Here is a 19,167-nt window from a genome sequence, read left to right on the forward strand (position 1 = left end):
CAAGACCCCTCATACGCATCAAAGCGCGGGTATCACGAAAAGAAAAATGCATGGCAATTCAAACGTGTGATGCGATAACGCGGGGTCACGGCTTCGTGCAACGGACCACAATAAGGCCCAATTTCGGTCCTGCACTCGCCCCTATAGACTGCAAGATGTAGAGCTTACGACCCGGTCCGGAAGAGCTTCGGATTCCTCAGCCCCCAGCCCCCCGGGGTTCAACGGATCGGGTCAATTCTACCGCGTACGGTTCAATCCCCAATTGCTTCAAGGCCGGCTTCCGCCGGCCTTTTTTTATTCTGCAATTTTTTGGATACGCTATTAGAGAAACATCTAAAGCGTTTTCGAGCGAAGTGGGCACCGGTTCGCGTGAAGAAAACGCGTCAAAACATCTAGCGGAGCTCTGCCGCTCCGCCGCCCAAGACATTGCCGGGTGCTTCAAACTTTCCGGCTTGAACCACGGCCACCATTGCATCGACATCGATTCCGCTTTTCACGACGTCCGACACCGATTTGGTGAATTGTAGTGCGTCACCATTCCAGTTGCCAAGTTTGACCCAGCCACGCACCACATTCGTATACGTCACAGTATGTCCGCGGTTTTCGCCGCGACCGATTTGCACCGGCACCTGCCGTTTAATGGGACAGAGCCACACCTCACCGGACTGGCCGGGTACTTTTGCGGCTGCGACATCGACGGTCACCTTGCCATTGGCAATGGCGACGTTCACCGGCAATGCTATAGCGGCGCTTTTGCGCGCTGTGCTCACGGCGCGTTCGATCGCAGCCTTGTCATTGCCAAGAACATGGGTCACGCCGTTGATGACGGCCTGCGGGGTGTAAACCGCGCGATCGCCACGCAAACCGGCATAAGCCCGTTGCCGCTTGGAATGGCCCGGCAGCGCCAACGTGTCCTTCCAGCCGAGATAATCCCAATAATCGACCGACAAACTAATCGGCAGGATCGTCGGATCCTTTGCCAATTCGCCGAGGAGCTTGTCAGCGGCCGGACAGGACGAACAACCTTGACTGGTAAAGAGTTCAACAACGACACGTGAATCGGCAGCGGCCCGGCCGGGCGTAAGCGCAATCAAGGCGCCACAAATCGCAACGAGAAGCGTTGTGAATACCCGATAATGCATAAGGCTGTAACTCAACGACTCACAATGAAATGCCTGCGCCGCCACGTCCCTGATAATGGCAGCGGCCATAGCCTGCCACTCAATTCCAAGTGACAGGCTGTGATCGCATCATTGATGATCGGCAGAACAGCGGCAAGACCGGCGCTATGCGAGACGCCGGTCTTTTTTACCTCAGGTTGAGCGCTCAGGCCGCAAGCTGACGCAGCACGTATTGCAGGATGCCGCCATTCTTGAAGTATTCTAATTCGTCCAGCGTATCGATCCGGCAAATCAGCGGTACCTCTTTCTTGGTGCCGTCTGCCATCTCAATTTCTGCCGTCAGCGTCTGGCGCGGCCGCAAATCTCCCTCAATCCCGCGAATTGTGACTTGCTCGCTGCCGTTCAGGCCAAGAGTTTGCCAGGATGTGCCCTCTTCAAACACCAGCGGCAACACACCCATGCCCACGAGATTGGAGCGATGGATGCGCTCGAAGGATTGCGCGATCACCGCGCGAACGCCGAGCAAAACCGTACCTTTCGCCGCCCAATCGCGCGACGAGCCAGTGCCGTATTCCTTGCCGGCAAAGATCACGAGCGGAACTTTTTCCTGCTTATAACGCATTGCCGCGTCGTAAATTGGCATCTGCTCCTTATCCGGATAGTGGATGGTCACGCCACCCTCGACCCCCGGCACCATTTGATTCTTGATGCGGATATTGGCGAAGGTGCCGCGCATCATCACTTCGTGGTTGCCGCGACGCGTGCCGTATTGATTGAAGTCGATCGGCTTCACGTGATGTTCGACCAGATATTTTCCAGCCGGCGAGTTCAGCTTGATCGAACCGGCCGGAGAAATGTGGTCGGTCGTAATCGAATCCAGGAACAGGCCCATCACACGCGCGTTGATGATGTCTGTTGGCGGCGTCGGGCGCGGCTGCATGCCGACGAAATAGGGCGGATCCTGCACATAGGTCGAGCCGCTGTCCCAGGCATAGGTCAGGCCGCCGGTCACCGTGATCTTCCGCCAGTTGGCATCGCCCTTGAACACATTCGCATATTTCTTTGCGAACAGTTTTTTGGTGACGTTTCTGCGGATGAAGGAGGCAATTTCCTTTGCTGTCGGCCAGATGTCCTTGAGGAACACCTTCTTGCCCTGCTTGTCGGTGCCGAGCGGTGTCTTGACCATGTCCACCTGCATCGACCCGGCAATGGCGTAAGCGACAACGAGCGGCGGTGAGGCGAGATAGTTCGCCCGCACGTCCGGATTGACGCGGCCCTCGAAATTGCGATTGCCGGACAGCACGGCAGCCGCCACGAGATCGTTGCCATTGATGGCCTTGGAAATTTCTTCCGGCAGCGGCCCTGAATTGCCGATGCAGGTGGTGCAGCCATAACCGACGAGGTTGAACCCAAGCTTGTCGAGATCCTTTTGCAGGCCCGAGGCGGCGAGATACTCGCCGACGACCTGCGAGCCCGGTGCAAGCGACGTCTTCACCCACGGCTTGGCCTGCAGACCCAATGCCGCCGCCTTACGCGCAACAAGACCCGCACCGATCATCACGCTCGGATTAGAGGTATTGGTGCAGGAGGTAATGGCTGCAATGACAACGTCACCGTTGCCGAGATCATGCGAGCGGCCTTCAACCGGGACGCGCGTGTCGAGCTCGCCGGGTTTCTTGAATTCCTTGTCCATCGCATTGCTGAATTCCGTTTTCACGGCTTTCAAGGCAACGCGGTCCTGCGGACGCTTCGGCCCGGCAAGCGACGGCTCCACCTTGCCGAGATCGAGTTTCAGCACATCGGTGAAGGCGGGATCGGCGGTCTTCGCGGTCAGGAACATGCCCTGCGCCTTGGCATAGGCAGCAACCAGCTTCACGCGATCTTCTTTGCGACCGGTGTCGCGCAGGAATTTCACCGTCTCGGCGTCGACCGGAAAGAAGCCGCAGGTCGCACCGTATTCCGGCGCCATGTTGCCGATGGTGGCGCGGTCGGCGATCGCCAGATCGAGCACGCCGGGGCCGAAGAATTCCACGAACTTGCCGACAACGCCGCGCTTGCGCAGCATTTCCGTCACGGTGAGCACGAGGTCGGTCGCGGTCACACCTTCCTTCAGCTTGCCGGTCAGCTTGAAGCCGATCACTTCCGGCAGCAGCATCGACAAAGGCTGGCCCAGCATCGCTGCTTCCGCCTCAATGCCGCCGACGCCCCAGCCGAGCACGGCGAGACCATTCACCATCGTGGTGTGCGAGTCGGTGCCGACCAGCGTATCGGGGTAAGCGATCTCGGCATTCTTGGCCTTGCCGCCGACCATGATCTTGCCCTTGGCGGTCCAGACGGTCTGCGACAGATATTCAAGATTGACCTGATGGCAGATGCCCGTGCCGGGCGGCACGACACGGAAATTGTCGAACGCCTTCTGCGCCCATTTCAGGAAGCGATAACGCTCCTGGTTCTGCTTGTATTCCTCTTCGACGTTCTTCTTGAACGCAGCATTGTCGCCGAAATAATTCACGATCACCGAGTGATCGATGACGAGATCCACCGGGACCAGCGGGTTGATCTTCTTGGGATCGCCACCCAGCACCGTCATCGCGTCGCGCATCGCCGCGAGATCGACCACCGCCGGGACGCCGGTAAAGTCCTGCATCAGCACGCGCGCCGGGCGGAAGGCGATTTCGCGATCCGAAGATTTCTTCTTCAGCCAGGCCGCTACGGCGAGGATGTCGTCCTTGGTGACCGTGCGCCCGTCTTCGTTGCGCAGCAGGTTTTCCAGCAGCACCTTCATCGAGAAAGGCAGCTTGGAGATGCCTTTCAGACCGTTCTTTTCTGCGACGGGAAGGCTGTAATAAGCGTAGGACTTGGTGCCGACCTTGAGTGTGCGGCAGCAATTGAATGAGTCGAGCGAGGTCATGGGATGGTCTTCCGTTTGTTCCGGTGCGGGCCAAATTATCTAACGCATTGAAAAGGCGTAGTTTTTGGCGCGCCGGCATCGCGCAGGTCGTATCGTGGGTGTCTTGGCAAGAAGCGGTCTAAGGTGCGGCTTATAAAATCTTTTTCAGCGATCTGCCATATGAACCATCGCCTTCAACAGCATGACAGATTGCGACGATGCGCATACGCGGACGGACCTGTAAGTGACTGAGGTGATGACCCTTTCCGCGGAGGCGCTGTGCTGCCAGCGGGGCGGACGCCAGGTCTTCGAATCTTTGAGCTTTTCTGTCGCATCCGGCCGGGCGCTGCTGGTGACGGGCCGCAATGGCGCCGGCAAGTCGTCCCTGCTGCGAATGATCGCCGGCTTGCTGCGAATTGCCGGCGGCAAACTGACCCTGTCTGGCGGCGATGACGAGCGCAGCATCGGCGAACAGGCCCACTATCTTGGACATCTCGACGCATTGAAGCCGGCTTTGTCGGTCGAAGAAAATTTGTCGTTCTGGACCAGGTATCTCGGTGGCGACGGACAGCCGCCGGACGCGCTGGCGGCCGTCGGGCTTGATTCGCTGGCGCACTTGCCGGCGGCTTATCTGTCGGCCGGGCAGAAACGGCGGCTGTCGATCGCCCGTCTGGTAGCGATAAAGCGGCCGCTCTGGCTGCTGGATGAGCCGACCTCGGCGCTCGATACCAAGGCTCAGGCGATGCTGCTGGCGCTGATGCAGGCGCATCTTGCCGGCGGCGGCATGATTGTCGCTGCGACCCACCTGCCGCTCGGCCTCGATGGCGCGACTGAATTGCGGCTGGAGCAGGTGCCATGAGCGGCCTCGGCGCTCTCTTTCTCCGCGATATCCGGATTGCCATCCGCATCGGCGGCGGTGCGATGATCGGCGTGCTGTTCTTTATGCTGGTCGTGACGCTGATGCCGTTCGCGATCGGTCCCGATCTCGCGCTGCTGACGCGCATCGGGCCGGCGATCCTGTGGCTCGGCGCCTTGCTGGCAAGCCTCCTGGCGCTCGACCGGCTGCTGGCCGCCGATCAGGAAGACGGCTCTCTCGACCTTTTGACCATGGGCAATGCGCCGCTGGAGCTCGCCGTCGGCGTGAAAGCTTTGGCGCACTGGCTGACCACCGCTTTGCCTCTGGTGATCGCCGCGCCGCTGCTGGCGCTGTTCCTCAATCTCGACGGCGCGGCGACCGGGGCTGTGGCAGCCACCTTGCTCGTCGGCACACCGGCGCTGACCTTCATCGGCCTGATCGGGGCAGCGCTGACGGTGACGCTCCGTCGCGGCGGCCTGCTTCTGCCGGTCCTGATCCTGCCGCTGGCGGTTCCAGTGCTTATCTTCGGAGTCGCGGCCTCGAATGCGGCCGTGGTCGGACCGGTGACCTTCGGGACGCCCTTTACGATCTTGTGCGCGCTGACACTCATGTCGCTGGTCGTTGGGCCGTTTGCAGCGGCGGCCGCCCTGCGGGCGGGGCAGGAATAGGGGCTGCCGGACCTTTGATCACGTTTTCGTGTAGATGCTATCGATGGCTCCCCATTTTACGACAAAGAAAAAAGACAAACAGGACTTAGCCGGAAAGCCCCGATGGCCTTGATCGACCTCGCCAATCCGACACGGTTTCTGTCGCTCACCGGGCGCATCCTGCCCTGGCTGGCGGCGGCGACGGCGCTCGTCTTCGCCTATGGCTTCTGGCTCACGGCCGGCGCGCCCGACGATTACCAGCAGGGCGCGACCGTGAAGATCATGTTCCTCCATGTGCCGTCCGCCTGGCTGGCGATGTTCGGCTGGGTGGTGATGAGCATCGCTGCGCTCGGCACGCTGGTGTGGCGGCACCCGCTCGCCGATATGGCCGCCAAGGCCGCCGCGCCGATCGGCGCTGCTTTCACGCTGATCTGTCTCATCACCGGCTCGCTGTGGGGCCGGCCGATGTGGGGCACCTACTGGGTGTGGGACGCGCGCCTGACGTCCGTGTTCGTTCTGTTCCTGATGTATCTCGGCGTGATCGCGCTTTGGCGCACCATCGACGATCCGACCCGCGCCGGACGCGCTGCCGCGATCCTCACACTCGTCGGCGCGATCAATATTCCGATCATCAAATTCTCGGTCGACTGGTGGAACACGCTGCATCAGCCCGCATCGGTCGTGAAGATGAGCGGGCCGGCGATCCATCCGACCATTCTGTTGCCGCTGCTGGTGATGGCGATCGCCTTCACGCTGCTGTTCATCACCTTGCATCTGGCCGCCATGCGCAACGAAATCCTCAAACGCCGCATCCGATCCATGCACATGATGCAGGCGGAAGCCGCACCGGGACGATAGACGGATCACGACGATGGACCTCGGACCGCACGCCACATTCATCATCGCCGCTTATGCGGCGTCTGTATTCATCCTTGCGCTGCTGATCGGCTGGATCGCGATCGAGAACCGCTCGTTGAAGCGCACGCTTGCCGATTTCGAAGCGCGCGGCATCACGCGCCGCTCGGACGAACGTAAATCCACACTCCATAAAGCCGAACCGCATCAGTCGCCCGCATGAGCATCGCGTCCGAAAATTCCAGCACTGGATCGCGCCGCAGACTTCTCGTCGTTCTGCCGCTGCTGGTGTTCATCGCGCTGGCGGCGCTGTTCTTCTATCGCCTCGGCTCCGGCGATCCCTCGCGCATTCCATCCGCATTGATCGGCCGGCCGGTGCCGCAAACCGATCTGCCACCGGTTGCAGGCCTCGTGCAGGATGGCAAACCGCTACCCGGCATGAACGCGGCGGACTTCAAGGACAATGTAACGCTCGTGAATGTCTGGGCGTCATGGTGCGTGCCCTGCCACGATGAAGTGCCGATGCTCGACGAACTCGCCAAAGACAAGCGCATCCGTCTTGTCGGCATCAACTACAAGGACCAGGCTGACAATGCGCGCCGCTTCATCGGCCGCTACGGCAATCCATTCAGCGCCGTCGGCGCCGATCCGAACGGACGCGCGGCGATCGAATGGGGCGTCTATGGCGTACCGGAAACATTCGTCGTCGGCCGCGACGGCCGCATCGCCTACAAGCTGGTCGGCCCGATCACCGAGACCAATCTCAAGACGACGCTGATGCCGGCGATCGAGAAGGCGCTGGCGGCAGCACCTGCCAAAGCCGACTGACGCCGCTACGGCTTGACCATCAGGTAGCCGCCGATGCCGACCATCACCCCGCCACAGGCCACGCGCGCTGGCCTCGCGAGCGGCAGCATGCCGACCTTCTCGGCGATCGACCGCGCCGCCATCGCATAGGCGATCTTGACGCCGCCGACGGCAACGAGCGTGATCGCGGCGATCACCCCAAGATCAAGCGCATCGAGCGTCGGAATATCGATAAAGACCGGAAACAGCGCCGCATAGAACAGGATCGCCTTCACATCGCCAAGCGTGAGAATGAAGCCGGCAAGAAAGCTTGCGCCCGAACCGCCCCAGCAATGCGGCATCTGCCATGACGTGGATGCGTTGCTGCGGATCAGGCCGATGCCGCACCAGATCAGATAGATCGCACCAAGATAACGCAGGCCAGCGAACAGACTGCCCATAATCTCGGACAGGGCCGTCATGCCGGCAACGGCCAGCGCGACGAAAACGAGATCGGCAAAGGCAATGCCGAAAGCTGCGGCGATGCCGCTGCGCACACCGAGCGATGCCGAACGCAGCACCACAAGGGCGACGCTGGAGCTCGGCAGCGCCGCCAACGCCGCCATCACAACAAACAACGCCGCTGCGGCTGCAATCGTCACGGCGCGTCGGTCTTCACCGCGTATTTCTGCAGCAGCGGAAACTGCGCCAGTGCGAAAGCGAAGGTGATCGGCACGAAACCGAAGGTCTTGAAGGCGACCCAAAAATCGGTCGTCTGCGTGCGCCAGACGATCTCGTTCACGATCGCCATGGCCACAAAGAAACCGATCCATCGCACCGTCAGCTTGCGCCAGCCCTCGTCAGTGAGATGAAAGACCGAATCGAAGGCGATCTCCAGGAACGGCTTGCGGAGAATGAGTCCTGCCAGCAGCACGACGGCAAACAGCAGATAGATGATCGTCGTCTTCATCTTCACGAAGACATCGTTGTGCAGAACGATGGTGAGCGTGCCGAACACAACGACGATGAAGGCCGTCACCAGCGTCATGATCGGAAAGCGCTTGATCAGAGCGTAAGAGATGAGAATCGCGATCACCACCGCCGCCATGAAGACGCCTGTGGCCCAGAAGATGCCGGCACGGCCATTGACGATGAAGAACAGTATCAGCGGCCCGAAGTCGAGCGCGAGCTTCACGAACGGATTGAGCTGGGCCTTCTTAGGTGTGGCGCTGTCGGACATGTCGCTCTCGTTCTTTGTTAGTCATCCAGCCCGGCAATCGCGCGGGCAAAGTCGCGGGCGGTGAACGGCTGTAAATCGTCGATGCCTTCACCGACGCCGATGAAATGGATCGGCAGTTTGAATTTTTCGGCGATGGCGACAAGAATGCCGCCGCGCGCTGTGCCGTCAAGCTTGGTCATGACAAGGCCGGTCACACCCGCGGTCTTGCCGAAAGCTTCCACCTGCGAGATCGCGTTCTGCCCGACGGTCGCGTCGAGGACGAGCAGCACAGCATGCGGCGCAGAAGGCTCAACCTTCTTCATCACGCGCACGATCTTCTCAAGCTCGCTCATCAGTTCGGTGCGGTTCTGCAGCCGCCCTGCCGTATCGATCAGCAGCACATCGACGCCTTCGGCCTTCGCTGCCGTCAGCGCATCAAAGGCGATGCCGGCGGCATCGGAGCCTTGCTCGCGGGCGATGACCTTGGCGCCGACGCGTCCGCCCCAGATCTTCAATTGCTCGATGGCGGCGGCACGGAAGGTATCGCCGGCGGCCAGCATCACCTTGTGACCTTCGCGGGTAAACTTTGCGGTGAGCTTGCCGATCGTGGTGGTCTTGCCGGAACCGTTGACGCCCGACACCAGAATGACGAAGGGTTTCGCGCCTTCGATCGACAAGGGCGCGGCAACCGGCGACAACACCTTCTCGACCTCAGTGGCGACCACCGTCTTCACTTCGCTCTCGTCGATGTCCTTCTCGTAGCGCCCCTTGGCGATCGCCTCACTGATGCGCGCGGCCGTGGTCACGCCGAGATCGGCACGGATCAGCGTGTCCTCGATCTCCTCCAGCATGGCGGAGTCAAGCTTGCGTTTCTTGACGAGATCGCTGATCGCGGAACCGAGCGAGGCAGACGTGCGCTTGAGACCACTGCTGAGGCGCTGCCACCAGCTTTGGCGTTTTTGTTCCGGGGCGTTGTCTTGAGTGCTGTCATTCATGGGCGCGGCCGTGATAGCGGTTTGCGCATGACTCCGGAAGAGATGGAAGCGCGACTTCTTTACCGCGATGGGCTGATGCTGGTGCTCGACAAGCCGGCGGGCTTGCCCGTGCATCGTGGCCCGAAGGCGGCAGGGATGAAAAATGTCGGCGCGCTGGAGGATCATTTCGGCGCTCTGCGCTTCGGCCTGCCGCGCGCGCCGTCGCTAGCGCACCGGCTGGATCGCGAAACCTCCGGTTGCCTCGTCTTGGGACGACACCGCAAGGCCTTGGAATCGCTAGCCAAGCTGTTTCAGGCCGGAAAGATCGGCAAGACTTATTGGGCTTTGGTCGAAGGCGGCCCGGAAGAGAATGAGGGCACCATCGACCTGCCGCTCGGCCGCCGGGACGAAAATCGCGGCTGGTGGATGAAGGTCGATCCTGCCGGCCAGCCTTCGGTCACAACATGGAAGGTGATGGGGCGTGCGGATGGTAAGACCTGGCTCGCGCTCGAGCCTGTCACCGGCCGCACCCATCAACTTCGCGTCCACTGTCAGGCCAGGGGCTGGCCGATCGTCGGCGACAGCATCTACGGCACCGCGCCGCGCTTCGGCGGACCGATCCTGCATCTCCTCGCCCGCGAGATCGTGGTGCCGCTTTACAAGAATCGCGATCCGATCCGCGTCACCGCGCCGGTGCCACCGCATATGCGGGAGGGATTGAAAGCGTGCGGGTGGGTGGAGGATGACAAGGCTACATGCTCCGCTCATTCCCGCGAAAGCGGTAATCCAGCGGAAAAAGATCTGGGTCCCCGCTTTCGCGGGGACGAGCGGAACTGAGCGTTCCGCCAAGAGCAGCTACAACTTCTCCGCTACCATCACGCGGCCGGTCGCAGCAACGGCGAGCTCGCCCGCTTCATTGAGCACGCGGCCCTTCATCTCCGCGACATCGGCTTTGCCGGATGATGTCGATGTCACTTCGGTCACTTCCCATTCCAGCGTAATCGTCTCGTCGGCGAAAACCGGCTTGTGAAAGCGCAGCGAGAAATCCAGCCCGACCACATCGGCGCGTTGTGAGAAATACGTCGCCGGCAATGCCATCAGATGCGCAGCCGTCTGGGTGCCGCTGACGATCAGCTTCTTGTAGCGACTACCGGCGGCGACGATCTCATCAAGATGCAACGGATTGAAATCGCGCGCGGCGCGGGAGAAGGTCTTGGCCTCCTCCGGCGTCATGGTCAGGCTTTCCGAGAATTTTTCGCCGACATGAACGCGCATTGAGCCTCACGCTGCGATCAGACGGCGGCCATCATGTCCCGCGATCCGCAGGTTGACGATCTGCCCAGCCTCGCTCACATCGGAAATGCGGACCGGCGTAAAGTGCTCAGTGCGACCGATCATGTCGGACTCGATCAGCACACGCCGCATACGCCCGGTTTCGGCATCGAGATGCTTATGCAACGCGGCGTCACCCTTCTCGCGCAAACGCCGCGCGCGATCCTTCACCACATCGCGTGCGAGCTGCGGCATGCGCGCGGCCGGCGTGCCGGGCCGCGGCGAGAACGGAAAGACATGCAGATGGGTAAGACCACATTCGTCGACGATATCGAGTGAACGCGCAAACATGTCGTCCGTTTCGGTCGGGAAACCGGCGATAATATCGGCGCCGAACACCACGTCAGGCCGCAGCGACCGCACGCGTTCGCAGAATGCAATCGCATCGTCACGCAGGTGCCGGCGCTTCATTCGCTTGAGGATCATGTCATCGCCGGCCTGCAGCGACAGATGCAGATGCGGCATCAGCCGCGCATCGGATGCGAATACATCGAGCAGATCGTCATCGGCCTCGACCGAATCGATCGACGACAGACGCAACCGCTGCAGTTCCGGCACATGCTTGAAGATCTGCTTTACCAGCGCGCCAAGCTTAGGCGTGCCGGGGAGATTCTGGCCGTAGCTCGTGATATCGACGCCGGTCAGCACGATCTCGCGATAACCGTTCTCGACCAGATGGCGCACCTGCGTGACGATCTCGCCCATCGGCACGGAGCGCGAATTGCCGCGTCCATACGGGATGATGCAGAAGGTACAGCGGTGATCGCAACCATTCTGGATCTGCACTGTCGCCCGCGCGCGGCCTTCGATGCCGTCGATCAGATGCAGCGCAGTTTCGCGCGCGGCCATGATGTCGTTGACGACGATCTTCTCTTCCGCGCCGATGCCGAAGGCGCCATCCTCAAAAGCGCGCCGCGTATCCGCCCACGCCGACACATCGAATTTCTCGGTATTGCCGACGACGCGATCGACTTCCGGCATGGCCGCGAAGGTCGCGGGCTCTGTCTGCGCGGCGCAACCGGTGACGACGATGCGCGCATCCGGCTTCTCACGTCGAAGCTTGCGGATCGTCTGCCGCGCCTGCCGCACGGCCTCCGCCGTCACCGCGCAAGTGTTCACCACCACCGCGTCGGCCAATCCGGCTTCGCTCGCCTTCTGCCGCATGATCTCGGATTCATGCGTGTTAAGACGGCAGCCGAATGTGACGATCTCGACGCTCATGACGTCACGCCGTTGCCGCTGCGTTGAACAGAGCAGGATCGAAGATGCCGTCGAATTCGAATGCGACCGAGCCGGTCATCAGCACATGATCGTCGCGTTCGCGCCATTCGATCACAAGGTCGCCGCCAGGCAGCGACAGCCTCACCTTGCGATCGGCACGGCCGAGCCGCGCGGCCGCGACAGCCGTTGCACAAGCGGCAGAGCCGCACGCCTTGGTCAGACCCGCGCCACGTTCCCAGGTGCGCATGACGATGTGGTCGCGCGACTTGATCGTGGCAAGCGTGATATTCGCCCGGTCCGGAAAGATCGGATGATGCTCAAGCATAGGCCCGAACTTTTCGAGATCGTAGGCATAAGGATCGTCGACCCAGAACACCGCATGGGGATTGCCCATGTTGACCACCGACGGCGTATGCAGGATCGGCGCATCGATCGGACCCACCTGCAACTCGATGCCGCGCGTATCGCGGAACTCCTCGGCCAGCGGGATGTCCTGCCAGCCAAAGCGCGGCTTGCCCATATCGACGGTGTAAGTGCCGGGCTCGGAACCGCGCCAGCAATTGATCAGGCCGGCTTTGGTTTCGAAGGTCAGCGCGTCCTTGCCGGTTTCCTCGAACACGATGGAGGCGACACAGCGCATGCCGTTGCCGCAGGCGCCGGCTTCCGAACCGTCATTATTATAGATGCGCACGAAGCTTTCGGTGCCGGCCGCCCGGGGCGGGTACAGCGCCATCAATTGATCGTAGGGCGCGCCATTCGGTGAGGCCACGGCGCGGGCATCCTCGGCGGTAATCACGCCGGGATGCGCGCGCAGATCGACGACGACGATCTCGTTGCCGATGCCGTTCATCTTGACGAATGCGTGGTTCGCGAGCGCGCTCATAATTTGTGCCGTTGGCCGGGACTTGGATCGAATGGCGTTTATATGGGCCAATCGGACCCCTTTGGCCAGTCACCGAATTTCGCCCGACTGTTGCAGGATCGACGGCATAAAAGGCGTTGCCGCATGTTACGACATGAAAAGGTCGGCATCGATTCGGATCATGATGCGGCCGGTTCATGGAGTATCCCTATGTTGTCTGCCCGATCGATGGTCGCCACCTTTCTGGCGCTCGCGATCACGTTCAGTAGCGGGCATGCTGGCGCGCAAGCGTCTGCGCAGCCCTCGCAAGATTCAAGCAAATCTGGCGAAAGCGAATTTGGCGTCGAAATTACTTTGCCCGAAAAAACCGTGGTTTATCTGACCGGGTCGGGCACCTGGGATACGGCGTACGACACGCTGGTCGACGCCTTCAAGACCGTTCATGAGTATATCGACAAGCGCGGCCTGAAGCCCGACGGCGACGCGATGATGATCTATACCGGCGCCGACGATACCGGTTTCGATTTCAAGGCCGCCGTGCCGATCATGGGCCCGTTCGACAATCCGCCCAAGGGCGATATCGGCGTCGGCCCGGCACCGACCGGCAAAGCTTACAAATTTGTCCATCGCGGCCCTTATGACGGGATGGAAAACCTCTACGAGGCGATCACCAATTTCTTCGACGAAAAGAATATCCAGCCCGGCGACATGTTCATCGAGCGCTATGTTACCGATCCGCGGACCACGCCCGAGGACGAGCTGGTGATCGAGGTGATTTTCCCGGTCCAATAGTTGTCTGTCATTGAGCTCGCCGGCTAACGCTCTGGCTTTTCGATTCCGGGGACATCGCCAATCTGCTCAACAAGGAACTCGACCAACAGCCGGACGCGAGCAATGCCGGCGCGCTCCGGCACGATCAGCATGCTCAGCGGGACGGGCGGCAACGAATAGTCCGGCAGGATCGCCTCGAGCCGGCCGGCACTCAGGAGATCGTCGACAAGCCATCGATGGGCGGGCGCGATGCCGCGTCCGGAGACAAGGGCCTCGCGCGCGGCAAGCCCATGATCGACCCGAAGTCGTCCTCCAAAGGGCACGACATGGCGTTCGCCGGCCGGCCCTTGCAGCATGAGCGTATCGCTCCCGGCTATGTTCGACATCCTGATGCCTTCGTGGCCAGACAGGTCCTGCGGGACCGTCGGCCGCCCTCGTCCCGCCAGATAAGCCGGCGCTGCGACGAGCAGACGCCGGGACTGGCCGAGCGCCCGCAGCTTCATGGAGCTGTCGGTGAGCGGACCCAAGCGAAGCGCGATATCGACGCCCTCCCGCACAAGGTCAACACGCTCATCGGTGAGGCTGAGGTCCACTCCGATGTCGGGATAGCGATCCTGAAAGGCGAAGATCAGCCGGCTCGCGTGCAAGACCCCGAAAGCCGCCGTACAGGAAACCCGGATCGTGCCGGCCGATGCGCCGCGCGTACCCCGCGCCTCATCACCGGCCTGTTCCACGAGGCGCAGGATCTGGACACTGTTGGCGTAATATCGACTGCCTTCATCGGTCATCGTGACGCGGCGGGTGGTCCTTGAGAGCAAAGGCACGCCGATGGCTTCTTCAAGCTCCCGCAAATGCCGCGTGATCGTTGACTGTCCAACGCCAAGCTCCCGCGCCACCGCCGACAGACTGCCGCGCTCCGCCACGCGCACGAAGGTGCGCATGCGCTCCAGCGTGACGTCAGATTTATCCATAATTCGGCACAATCTTATGCATTACAAACATATAGTGGATCGGCGTGAGCAGAGCTACTTCGAGGCTCAACTGCTCCCTCTCAATGGATCGCTGACCCATGAAAGTCCTGCTTATTTTCGCTCATCCTGAATCGCGCTCGCTCAACGGCGCGCTCCGCGACGTCGCCATCAAGGAGCTTGAGGCCCAAGGCCACGAGGTGCGGGTGTCAGACCTCTATGCCGACGGCTGGAAATCCGAAGTCGATCGCGCCGACTTCCCCACGCTGGCGCCGGACGCGCGGCTGATACCGGTTGCGGCTTCCAAGAAATCCTTCGAGGCCGACGCGCTGACCAAGGACGTCAAAGCCGAGATCGAGAAACTGCTGTGGGCTGATACCCTGATCCTGCAGTTTCCCCTTTGGTGGTTCAGCATGCCGGCCATCCTCAAAGGCTGGGTCGACCGGGTGTTCGCCTATGGGTTTGCCTATGGTGTCGGCGAACATAGTGATCAGCGATGGGGTGATCGCTATGGCGAGGGGACCCTTGCCGGTAAGCGCGCCATGTTGATCGTGACCGCCGGCGGCTGGGAGGAGCATTACGCCACCCGCGGGGTCAACGGTGCGATCGACGACCTGCTGTTTCCGATCAATCACGGCATCCTTTACTATCCGGGCTACGATGTGCTTCCGCCGTTCGTGGCCTATAGCGTCGACCGTCTCGATGAGACTGGCTTCGCGCCAATTGCCGCGCGCTTGCGAGAGAGAATGCGGACGCTGGCCACCACGCCGCCCATTCCATATCGGCGGCAGAATGGCGGTGATTATCTCATTCCGAGTATGCAGCTCCGGCCTGAGCTGGCCGATCCGGGCGCCACGGGTTTCGGGCTTCACCTGAACGGCACAGGCGCAAGCGGCTAGTCTTCGCACTGGAAGATGCCCAGCCTATCCCTATTTGTCGGGCATGGGCTCCAAGATCCTGATCGTGGTTCTTGTCGGACTGGCCCTCTGGGCCGGATGGATCGGCTTTACCGGCTGGAACCTTGAATCCGATGTCCAGATGTCGGGGCACGGTTATGCGGCCATGATCATCGGCATCGTTATATCGCTGGCGGTCGGCATCGCATTGATGACGCTTGTGTTTTACTCCAGTCGGAAGGGCTACGACGAGGCGGCAGGCCACCAGCAGAATAAGCACGCAGACGATCTCGACTGAGGGAAATGGCCCAATTCCTTGACTTGGCCTCCCCTCGCCCCTAGTTTCCGGCCGCTCTCGCAAGAGATGTGACTTTCTGAGCCGCCGACCGGTCCGAGAGACCGGAGGTCCCCGCCCGACAGCGCAGTGCGCCCTCGGGCGTCAATTGTGTTTGCAAATGGCTGTCCCGCCGGACAGCCGCCCTGGAGCCCAAAGCGTGTTCGACAATCTGTCGCAACGGCTATCTGGAATTCTCGACGGCCTGACACGGCGCGGTGCGCTGTCGGCGACCGACGTGGATACGGCGATGCGCGAAGTCCGCCGGGCGCTGCTCGAGGCCGATGTCGCACTGGATGTCGCGCGCAGCTTTATCGAGCGGGTGCGCGAGCGCGCCGTCGGCGTCGATGTCATCAAGTCGGTGACGCCCGGCCAGATGGTGGTCAAGATCGTCCATGACGAACTGGTCACGACGCTCGGCTCAGATGCACAGGCCATTGATCTCAACGCCCCGGCGCCGGTCGCGATCATGATGGTCGGCCTGCAGGGCTCCGGCAAAACCACAACCACTGCGAAAATCGCCAAGCGACTGACCGATCTCGGCAAGCGCAAAGTGCTGATGGCCTCGCTCGACACCCGCCGTCCGGCGGCGATGGAGCAATTGGCCGTGCTCGGCAAGCAGGTCGAAGTCGATACGTTGCCAATCGTACAGGGGCAGACGCCGCCGCAGATTGCCAAGCGCGCGATCGAAGCCGCGAAGCTCGGCAGCTACGATGTTGTTATTCTCGATACCGCCGGCCGCATCACGCTCGACGAGGCGATGATGGCGGAGGCGGCCGACGTGAAGCGCGCCGCCGATCCGCATGAAGTGCTGCTGGTCGCCGATGCGCTGACCGGTCAGGACGCCGTCAATCTCGCGCGCTCATTCGACGAGCGCGTTGGTCTCACCGGCATCGTCATGACGCGTGTCGACGGCGACGGCCGCGGTGGTGCGGCGTTGTCGATGCGCGCCGTCACCGGCAAGCCGATCAAGCTGATCGGTACCGGCGAAAAGATGGATGCGCTCGAGACCTTCGATCCTGCGCGCATCGCCGGCCGCATCCTCGGCATGGGCGACATCGTTTCGCTGGTCGAGAAGGCCGCCGCCAATATCGATGCGGAGAAAGCTGCGCGTACGGCCGAACGGATGCGCAAGGGCGCATTCGATCTCACCGATCTGCGCGAACAGCTGACGCAGATGCAGAAGCTCGGTGGCCTTGGCGGCCTGATGGGCATGATCCCCGGCGTCGCCAAGATGAAGAACCAGCTCGCCGCCGCCAACCTCGACGATTCTCTTTTGAAGCGGCAATGCGCGATCATCGATTCGATGACGCCGAAGGAGCGTCGCAATCCCGATATTCTCAAGGCCAGCCGCAAGAAGCGCATCGCCGCCGGCTCCGGCACCAAGGTCGAAGAGATCAACAAGCTTCTGAAAATGCATCGCGGCATGGCCGACATGATGAAAGCCATGGGCGGCGCCAAGCGCGGGCCGATGGCCGGTCTTGCCAATGCGCTCGGCTTCGGCGGCGGCATGCCGTCGGCGGAAGAGATGCAGAAGATGGCGGAGAAGATGCAGGCTCAAGGCGGCGGTGGGTTGCCGCCGGGCATGCCCAATCTGCCGAAGAACATCCCCGGAATGCCAGGCAATCTGCCCGGCCTCGGCGGATCGAAATTACCCGGACTGGGCGGCTTTCCCGGTCTTGGGAAGAAGAAATAAAGCAACCGAATACAGACAAAGACGAACGCTAAGAAAGGATTCTATCAATGCCCGTCGTGATCCGCATGGCCCGTGCCGGCACCAAGAAACGCCCGGTTTATCACATCGTCGTCGCCGACTCGCGCTCGCCGCGCGATGGCCGCTTCATCGAACGTCTCGGTTATTACAATCCGCTGATGGCCAAGGACAACAAGGACCGTCTGAAGTTCGACATCGAGAAGGCCAAGACCTGGCTCGCCAAGGGTGCGCAGCCGTCGGATCGCATCAAGCGCTTCCTCGATGACGCCGGCGTGCTGAAGCGTGAGAAGCGCAACAATCCGGAAAAGGCGATTCCGCGCAAGGAACGCAAGGCGGCTGAAGCCGCAAAGGCAGCGGGCTAACCGGCCATGGCTGCGCGTCCGGAACGCGGGCGCGACCACAGAGTCTGCGTGGCGCAGATCGGCGCCGCGCATGGACTGAAGGGTGACGTGCGCCTGCGATCTTTCACCGAAGATCCGCAGGCGTTTGCACAATATGGACCGCTGGAAACGGAAGACCGCACGCGGCGCCTCGACATCGAATCGATGCGGCCGGCGGGGGATGCTTTCGTGATCCGATTTCGCGGTGTGACCGATCGCAATGCTGCTGAAGCCTTGCGCGACGTGAAGCTCTATGTCGAACGCGACAAGCTGCCTGCTGCCGAGGAAGATGAATTCTATCACGCCGATCTCGTCGGCCTCGTTGCCGTCACGACATCGGGCGATTTGTTCGGCGACGTGATCGGCATTCACAATTTCGGCGCCGGTGACATTATCGAATTGAAGATGGCCGGCAGCGGCGAGACGGTGATGCTATCGTTCGATCAGAAGACATTTCCGGCCGTCGATATTCCCGGCGGTCGCATCGTCGTCGATCCGCCGGCGGAGATCATCGCCAAGGACGACGATGAGAGCGAAGCGCCATGACCTGGCGCGCGAGCGTCCTCACCATTTTCCCGGAGATGTTTCCCGGACCGCTTGGCATGAGCCTCGCCGGCAAGGCGCTGGCGGCCGGCACCTGGTCGCTGGAGACAGTCGACATCCGTGATTTCGGCACCGGCATTCACCGGTCGGTGGATGACACGCCGTCCGGCGGCGGCCCTGGCATGGTGATGAAGGCCGATGTTGTCGCCCGCGCCATCGATTCCGTCGCCGCCGACGACCGGCCGCGCCTCTTGATGAGCCCGCGCGGTCGGCCATTGACCCAGCAGCGGGTGATCGAACTTTCGAAGGGGCCGGGCGCGGTGCTGCTTTGCGGCCGGTTCGAAGGGATCGACGAGCGGGTGATCGAGGCCCGTGGCGTCGAAGAGGTTTCGATCGGCGATTACGTGCTGTCCGGCGGAGAAATCGCCAGTTTGGTGCTTTTGGACGCCTGTATCCGGCTTTTGCCGGGAGTTATGGGTAAAGCCGCCTCGGGCGAGGAGGAAAGCTTCGCCCAGGGGCTTCTGGAATACCCGCATTTCACCCGCCCTCAGGTCTTCGAGGGCCGGCCGATCCCGGAGATCCTCATCTCCGGAGACCACGCCAAGGTTGCCGCCTGGCGTCGGTCAGAGGCCGAGCGGCTGACCCGGGATCGCCGGCCGGACCTGTGGGCAGCGTGGAAAGCCAGAAATCCTGTCAAGAAAGAGCCCAACTGACGGGTGACAAACCCACAGCTTTCGACTAGAACCGCGCCCGAAACCGGACAAATAGTCCTCTTTGCCGCGCCGCGCATGTCGGCGG

Annotated in this window: 22 protein-coding genes; 13 read left to right on the top strand and 9 right to left on the bottom strand. The window is 61.6% G+C overall.

Annotated features, from left to right (window positions below; genetic code table 11):
• Positions 1–392: 392 nt before the first annotated feature.
• Together CAK95_RS07555 and acnA are read right to left on the bottom strand one after the other, a co-directional pair.
• Positions 393–1,142 carry a DUF1223 domain-containing protein gene (locus tag CAK95_RS07555; RefSeq protein ID WP_120265420.1) on the bottom strand — a complete coding sequence of 250 codons (750 nt, stop codon included), beginning with the start codon at positions 1,140–1,142 and terminating at the stop codon, positions 393–395.
• A 184-nt stretch (positions 1,143–1,326) separates the two neighbouring features.
• A complete protein-coding gene (gene acnA, locus CAK95_RS07560; protein ID WP_086087361.1) occupies positions 1,327–4,032 on the bottom strand; it encodes an aconitate hydratase AcnA in 2,706 nt (901 codons plus the stop codon).
• 235 nt (positions 4,033–4,267) lie between these two features.
• Between acnA and ccmA the strand changes: the two genes are divergently transcribed.
• The 5 genes from ccmA (at position 4,268) to CAK95_RS07585 (ending at position 7,197) form a co-directional block, all read left to right on the top strand.
• On the top strand, positions 4,268–4,870 hold the full coding sequence (gene ccmA, locus CAK95_RS07565) for a heme ABC exporter ATP-binding protein CcmA (RefSeq protein ID WP_086087362.1): 603 nt from the start codon (positions 4,268–4,270) through the stop codon (positions 4,868–4,870).
• Complete coding sequence (ccmB, locus tag CAK95_RS07570; protein ID WP_086087363.1) at positions 4,867–5,535, top strand: heme exporter protein CcmB; 669 nt, start codon at positions 4,867–4,869, stop codon at positions 5,533–5,535. The genes ccmA and ccmB overlap by 4 nt, the downstream gene beginning before the upstream one ends.
• 102 nt (positions 5,536–5,637) lie before the next feature.
• Positions 5,638–6,372, top strand: coding sequence for a heme ABC transporter permease (locus CAK95_RS07575; protein WP_086087364.1), 735 nt, complete (start codon positions 5,638–5,640; stop codon positions 6,370–6,372).
• A gap of 13 nt (positions 6,373–6,385) precedes the next feature.
• Positions 6,386–6,592 (top strand): heme exporter protein CcmD, encoded by a 207-nt coding sequence (ccmD, locus tag CAK95_RS07580; RefSeq protein ID WP_086087365.1) that lies wholly within the window; start codon positions 6,386–6,388, stop codon positions 6,590–6,592.
• Positions 6,589–7,197, top strand: a complete 609-nt coding sequence (locus tag CAK95_RS07585) for a DsbE family thiol:disulfide interchange protein (protein WP_086087366.1) — start codon at positions 6,589–6,591, stop codon at positions 7,195–7,197. The genes ccmD and CAK95_RS07585 overlap by 4 nt, the downstream gene beginning before the upstream one ends.
• Positions 7,198–7,202: 5 nt before the next feature.
• Here CAK95_RS07585 and CAK95_RS07590 read toward each other — a convergent pair whose 3' ends face one another.
• The 3 genes from CAK95_RS07590 to ftsY are packed head-to-tail and all read right to left on the bottom strand — an operon-like array spanning position 7,203 to position 9,369.
• Positions 7,203–7,817: a LysE family translocator gene (locus CAK95_RS07590; RefSeq protein ID WP_198343816.1), complete on the bottom strand. Its 615-nt coding sequence runs from the start codon at positions 7,815–7,817 to the stop codon at positions 7,203–7,205.
• Positions 7,814–8,395: a septation protein A gene (locus tag CAK95_RS07595; RefSeq protein WP_086087367.1), complete on the bottom strand. Its 582-nt coding sequence runs from the start codon at positions 8,393–8,395 to the stop codon at positions 7,814–7,816. The genes CAK95_RS07590 and CAK95_RS07595 overlap by 4 nt, the downstream gene beginning before the upstream one ends.
• 17 nt (positions 8,396–8,412) lie before the next feature.
• The gene (ftsY, locus tag CAK95_RS07600) at positions 8,413–9,369 is read right to left on the bottom strand and encodes a signal recognition particle-docking protein FtsY (protein ID WP_210190733.1); all 957 of its coding nucleotides are present in this window, start codon (positions 9,367–9,369) and stop codon (positions 8,413–8,415) included.
• Positions 9,370–9,396: 27 nt separating this feature from the next.
• Between ftsY and CAK95_RS07605 the strand changes: the two genes are divergently transcribed.
• Positions 9,397–10,185 carry an RluA family pseudouridine synthase gene (locus tag CAK95_RS07605; protein ID WP_086087369.1) on the top strand — a complete coding sequence of 263 codons (789 nt, stop codon included), beginning with the start codon at positions 9,397–9,399 and terminating at the stop codon, positions 10,183–10,185.
• 18 nt (positions 10,186–10,203) lie between these two features.
• Here the strand turns inward: CAK95_RS07605 and CAK95_RS07610 are convergent, their stop codons facing one another.
• From CAK95_RS07610 to dapF, 3 genes are read right to left on the bottom strand one after another with little or no spacing between them, the layout of a single operon-like run.
• Complete coding sequence (locus CAK95_RS07610; RefSeq protein WP_086087370.1) at positions 10,204–10,623, bottom strand: MaoC family dehydratase; 420 nt, start codon at positions 10,621–10,623, stop codon at positions 10,204–10,206.
• A 6-nt stretch (positions 10,624–10,629) separates the two neighbouring features.
• On the bottom strand, positions 10,630–11,901 hold the full coding sequence (gene mtaB, locus CAK95_RS07615) for a tRNA (N(6)-L-threonylcarbamoyladenosine(37)-C(2))-methylthiotransferase MtaB (RefSeq protein WP_086087371.1): 1,272 nt from the start codon (positions 11,899–11,901) through the stop codon (positions 10,630–10,632).
• Positions 11,902–11,905: 4 nt separating this feature from the next.
• Positions 11,906–12,784, bottom strand: a complete 879-nt coding sequence (gene dapF, locus CAK95_RS07620; protein WP_086087372.1) for a diaminopimelate epimerase — start codon at positions 12,782–12,784, stop codon at positions 11,906–11,908.
• 189 nt (positions 12,785–12,973) lie between these two features.
• Here dapF and CAK95_RS07625 point away from each other — a divergent pair, with 189 nt between their 5' ends.
• Entirely contained in the window at positions 12,974–13,555 is a 582-nt protein-coding gene (locus CAK95_RS07625) for a GyrI-like domain-containing protein (RefSeq protein ID WP_245303660.1), read from the top strand.
• A gap of 23 nt (positions 13,556–13,578) precedes the next feature.
• On the opposite strand, the gene CAK95_RS07630 is transcribed toward CAK95_RS07625, so the two are convergent.
• Positions 13,579–14,505 carry a LysR family transcriptional regulator gene (locus CAK95_RS07630; RefSeq protein ID WP_086087373.1) on the bottom strand — a complete coding sequence of 309 codons (927 nt, stop codon included), beginning with the start codon at positions 14,503–14,505 and terminating at the stop codon, positions 13,579–13,581.
• A gap of 98 nt (positions 14,506–14,603) precedes the next feature.
• On the opposite strand from CAK95_RS07630, the gene CAK95_RS07635 reads away from it, so the two are divergent.
• The 6 genes from CAK95_RS07635 to trmD all read left to right on the top strand — a co-directional run bounded on the left by CAK95_RS07635 (position 14,604) and on the right by trmD (position 19,082).
• Positions 14,604–15,401: an NAD(P)H-dependent oxidoreductase gene (locus CAK95_RS07635; protein ID WP_086087374.1), complete on the top strand. Its 798-nt coding sequence runs from the start codon at positions 14,604–14,606 to the stop codon at positions 15,399–15,401.
• A 43-nt stretch (positions 15,402–15,444) separates the two neighbouring features.
• Complete coding sequence (locus CAK95_RS07640; protein WP_086087375.1) at positions 15,445–15,696, top strand: Asp23/Gls24 family envelope stress response protein; 252 nt, start codon at positions 15,445–15,447, stop codon at positions 15,694–15,696.
• Between the two features lie 196 nt (positions 15,697–15,892).
• Entirely contained in the window at positions 15,893–17,428 is a 1,536-nt protein-coding gene (gene ffh, locus CAK95_RS07645; protein WP_086087376.1) for a signal recognition particle protein, read from the top strand.
• A gap of 47 nt (positions 17,429–17,475) precedes the next feature.
• The gene (gene rpsP / locus CAK95_RS07650) at positions 17,476–17,808 is read left to right on the top strand and encodes a 30S ribosomal protein S16 (RefSeq protein ID WP_086087377.1); all 333 of its coding nucleotides are present in this window, start codon (positions 17,476–17,478) and stop codon (positions 17,806–17,808) included.
• Between the two features lie 6 nt (positions 17,809–17,814).
• Positions 17,815–18,372, top strand: a complete 558-nt coding sequence (gene rimM, locus CAK95_RS07655; RefSeq protein ID WP_086087378.1) for a ribosome maturation factor RimM — start codon at positions 17,815–17,817, stop codon at positions 18,370–18,372.
• Positions 18,369–19,082, top strand: coding sequence for a tRNA (guanosine(37)-N1)-methyltransferase TrmD (gene trmD, locus CAK95_RS07660; protein WP_086087379.1), 714 nt, complete (start codon positions 18,369–18,371; stop codon positions 19,080–19,082). Before rimM ends, trmD begins: the two co-directional genes overlap by 4 nt.
• Positions 19,083–19,167: the final 85 nt, after the last annotated feature.

Origin of the sequence: Pseudorhodoplanes sinuspersici (assembly GCF_002119765.1) — a bacterium.
GTDB lineage: Bacteria > Pseudomonadota > Alphaproteobacteria > Rhizobiales > Xanthobacteraceae > Pseudorhodoplanes > Pseudorhodoplanes sinuspersici.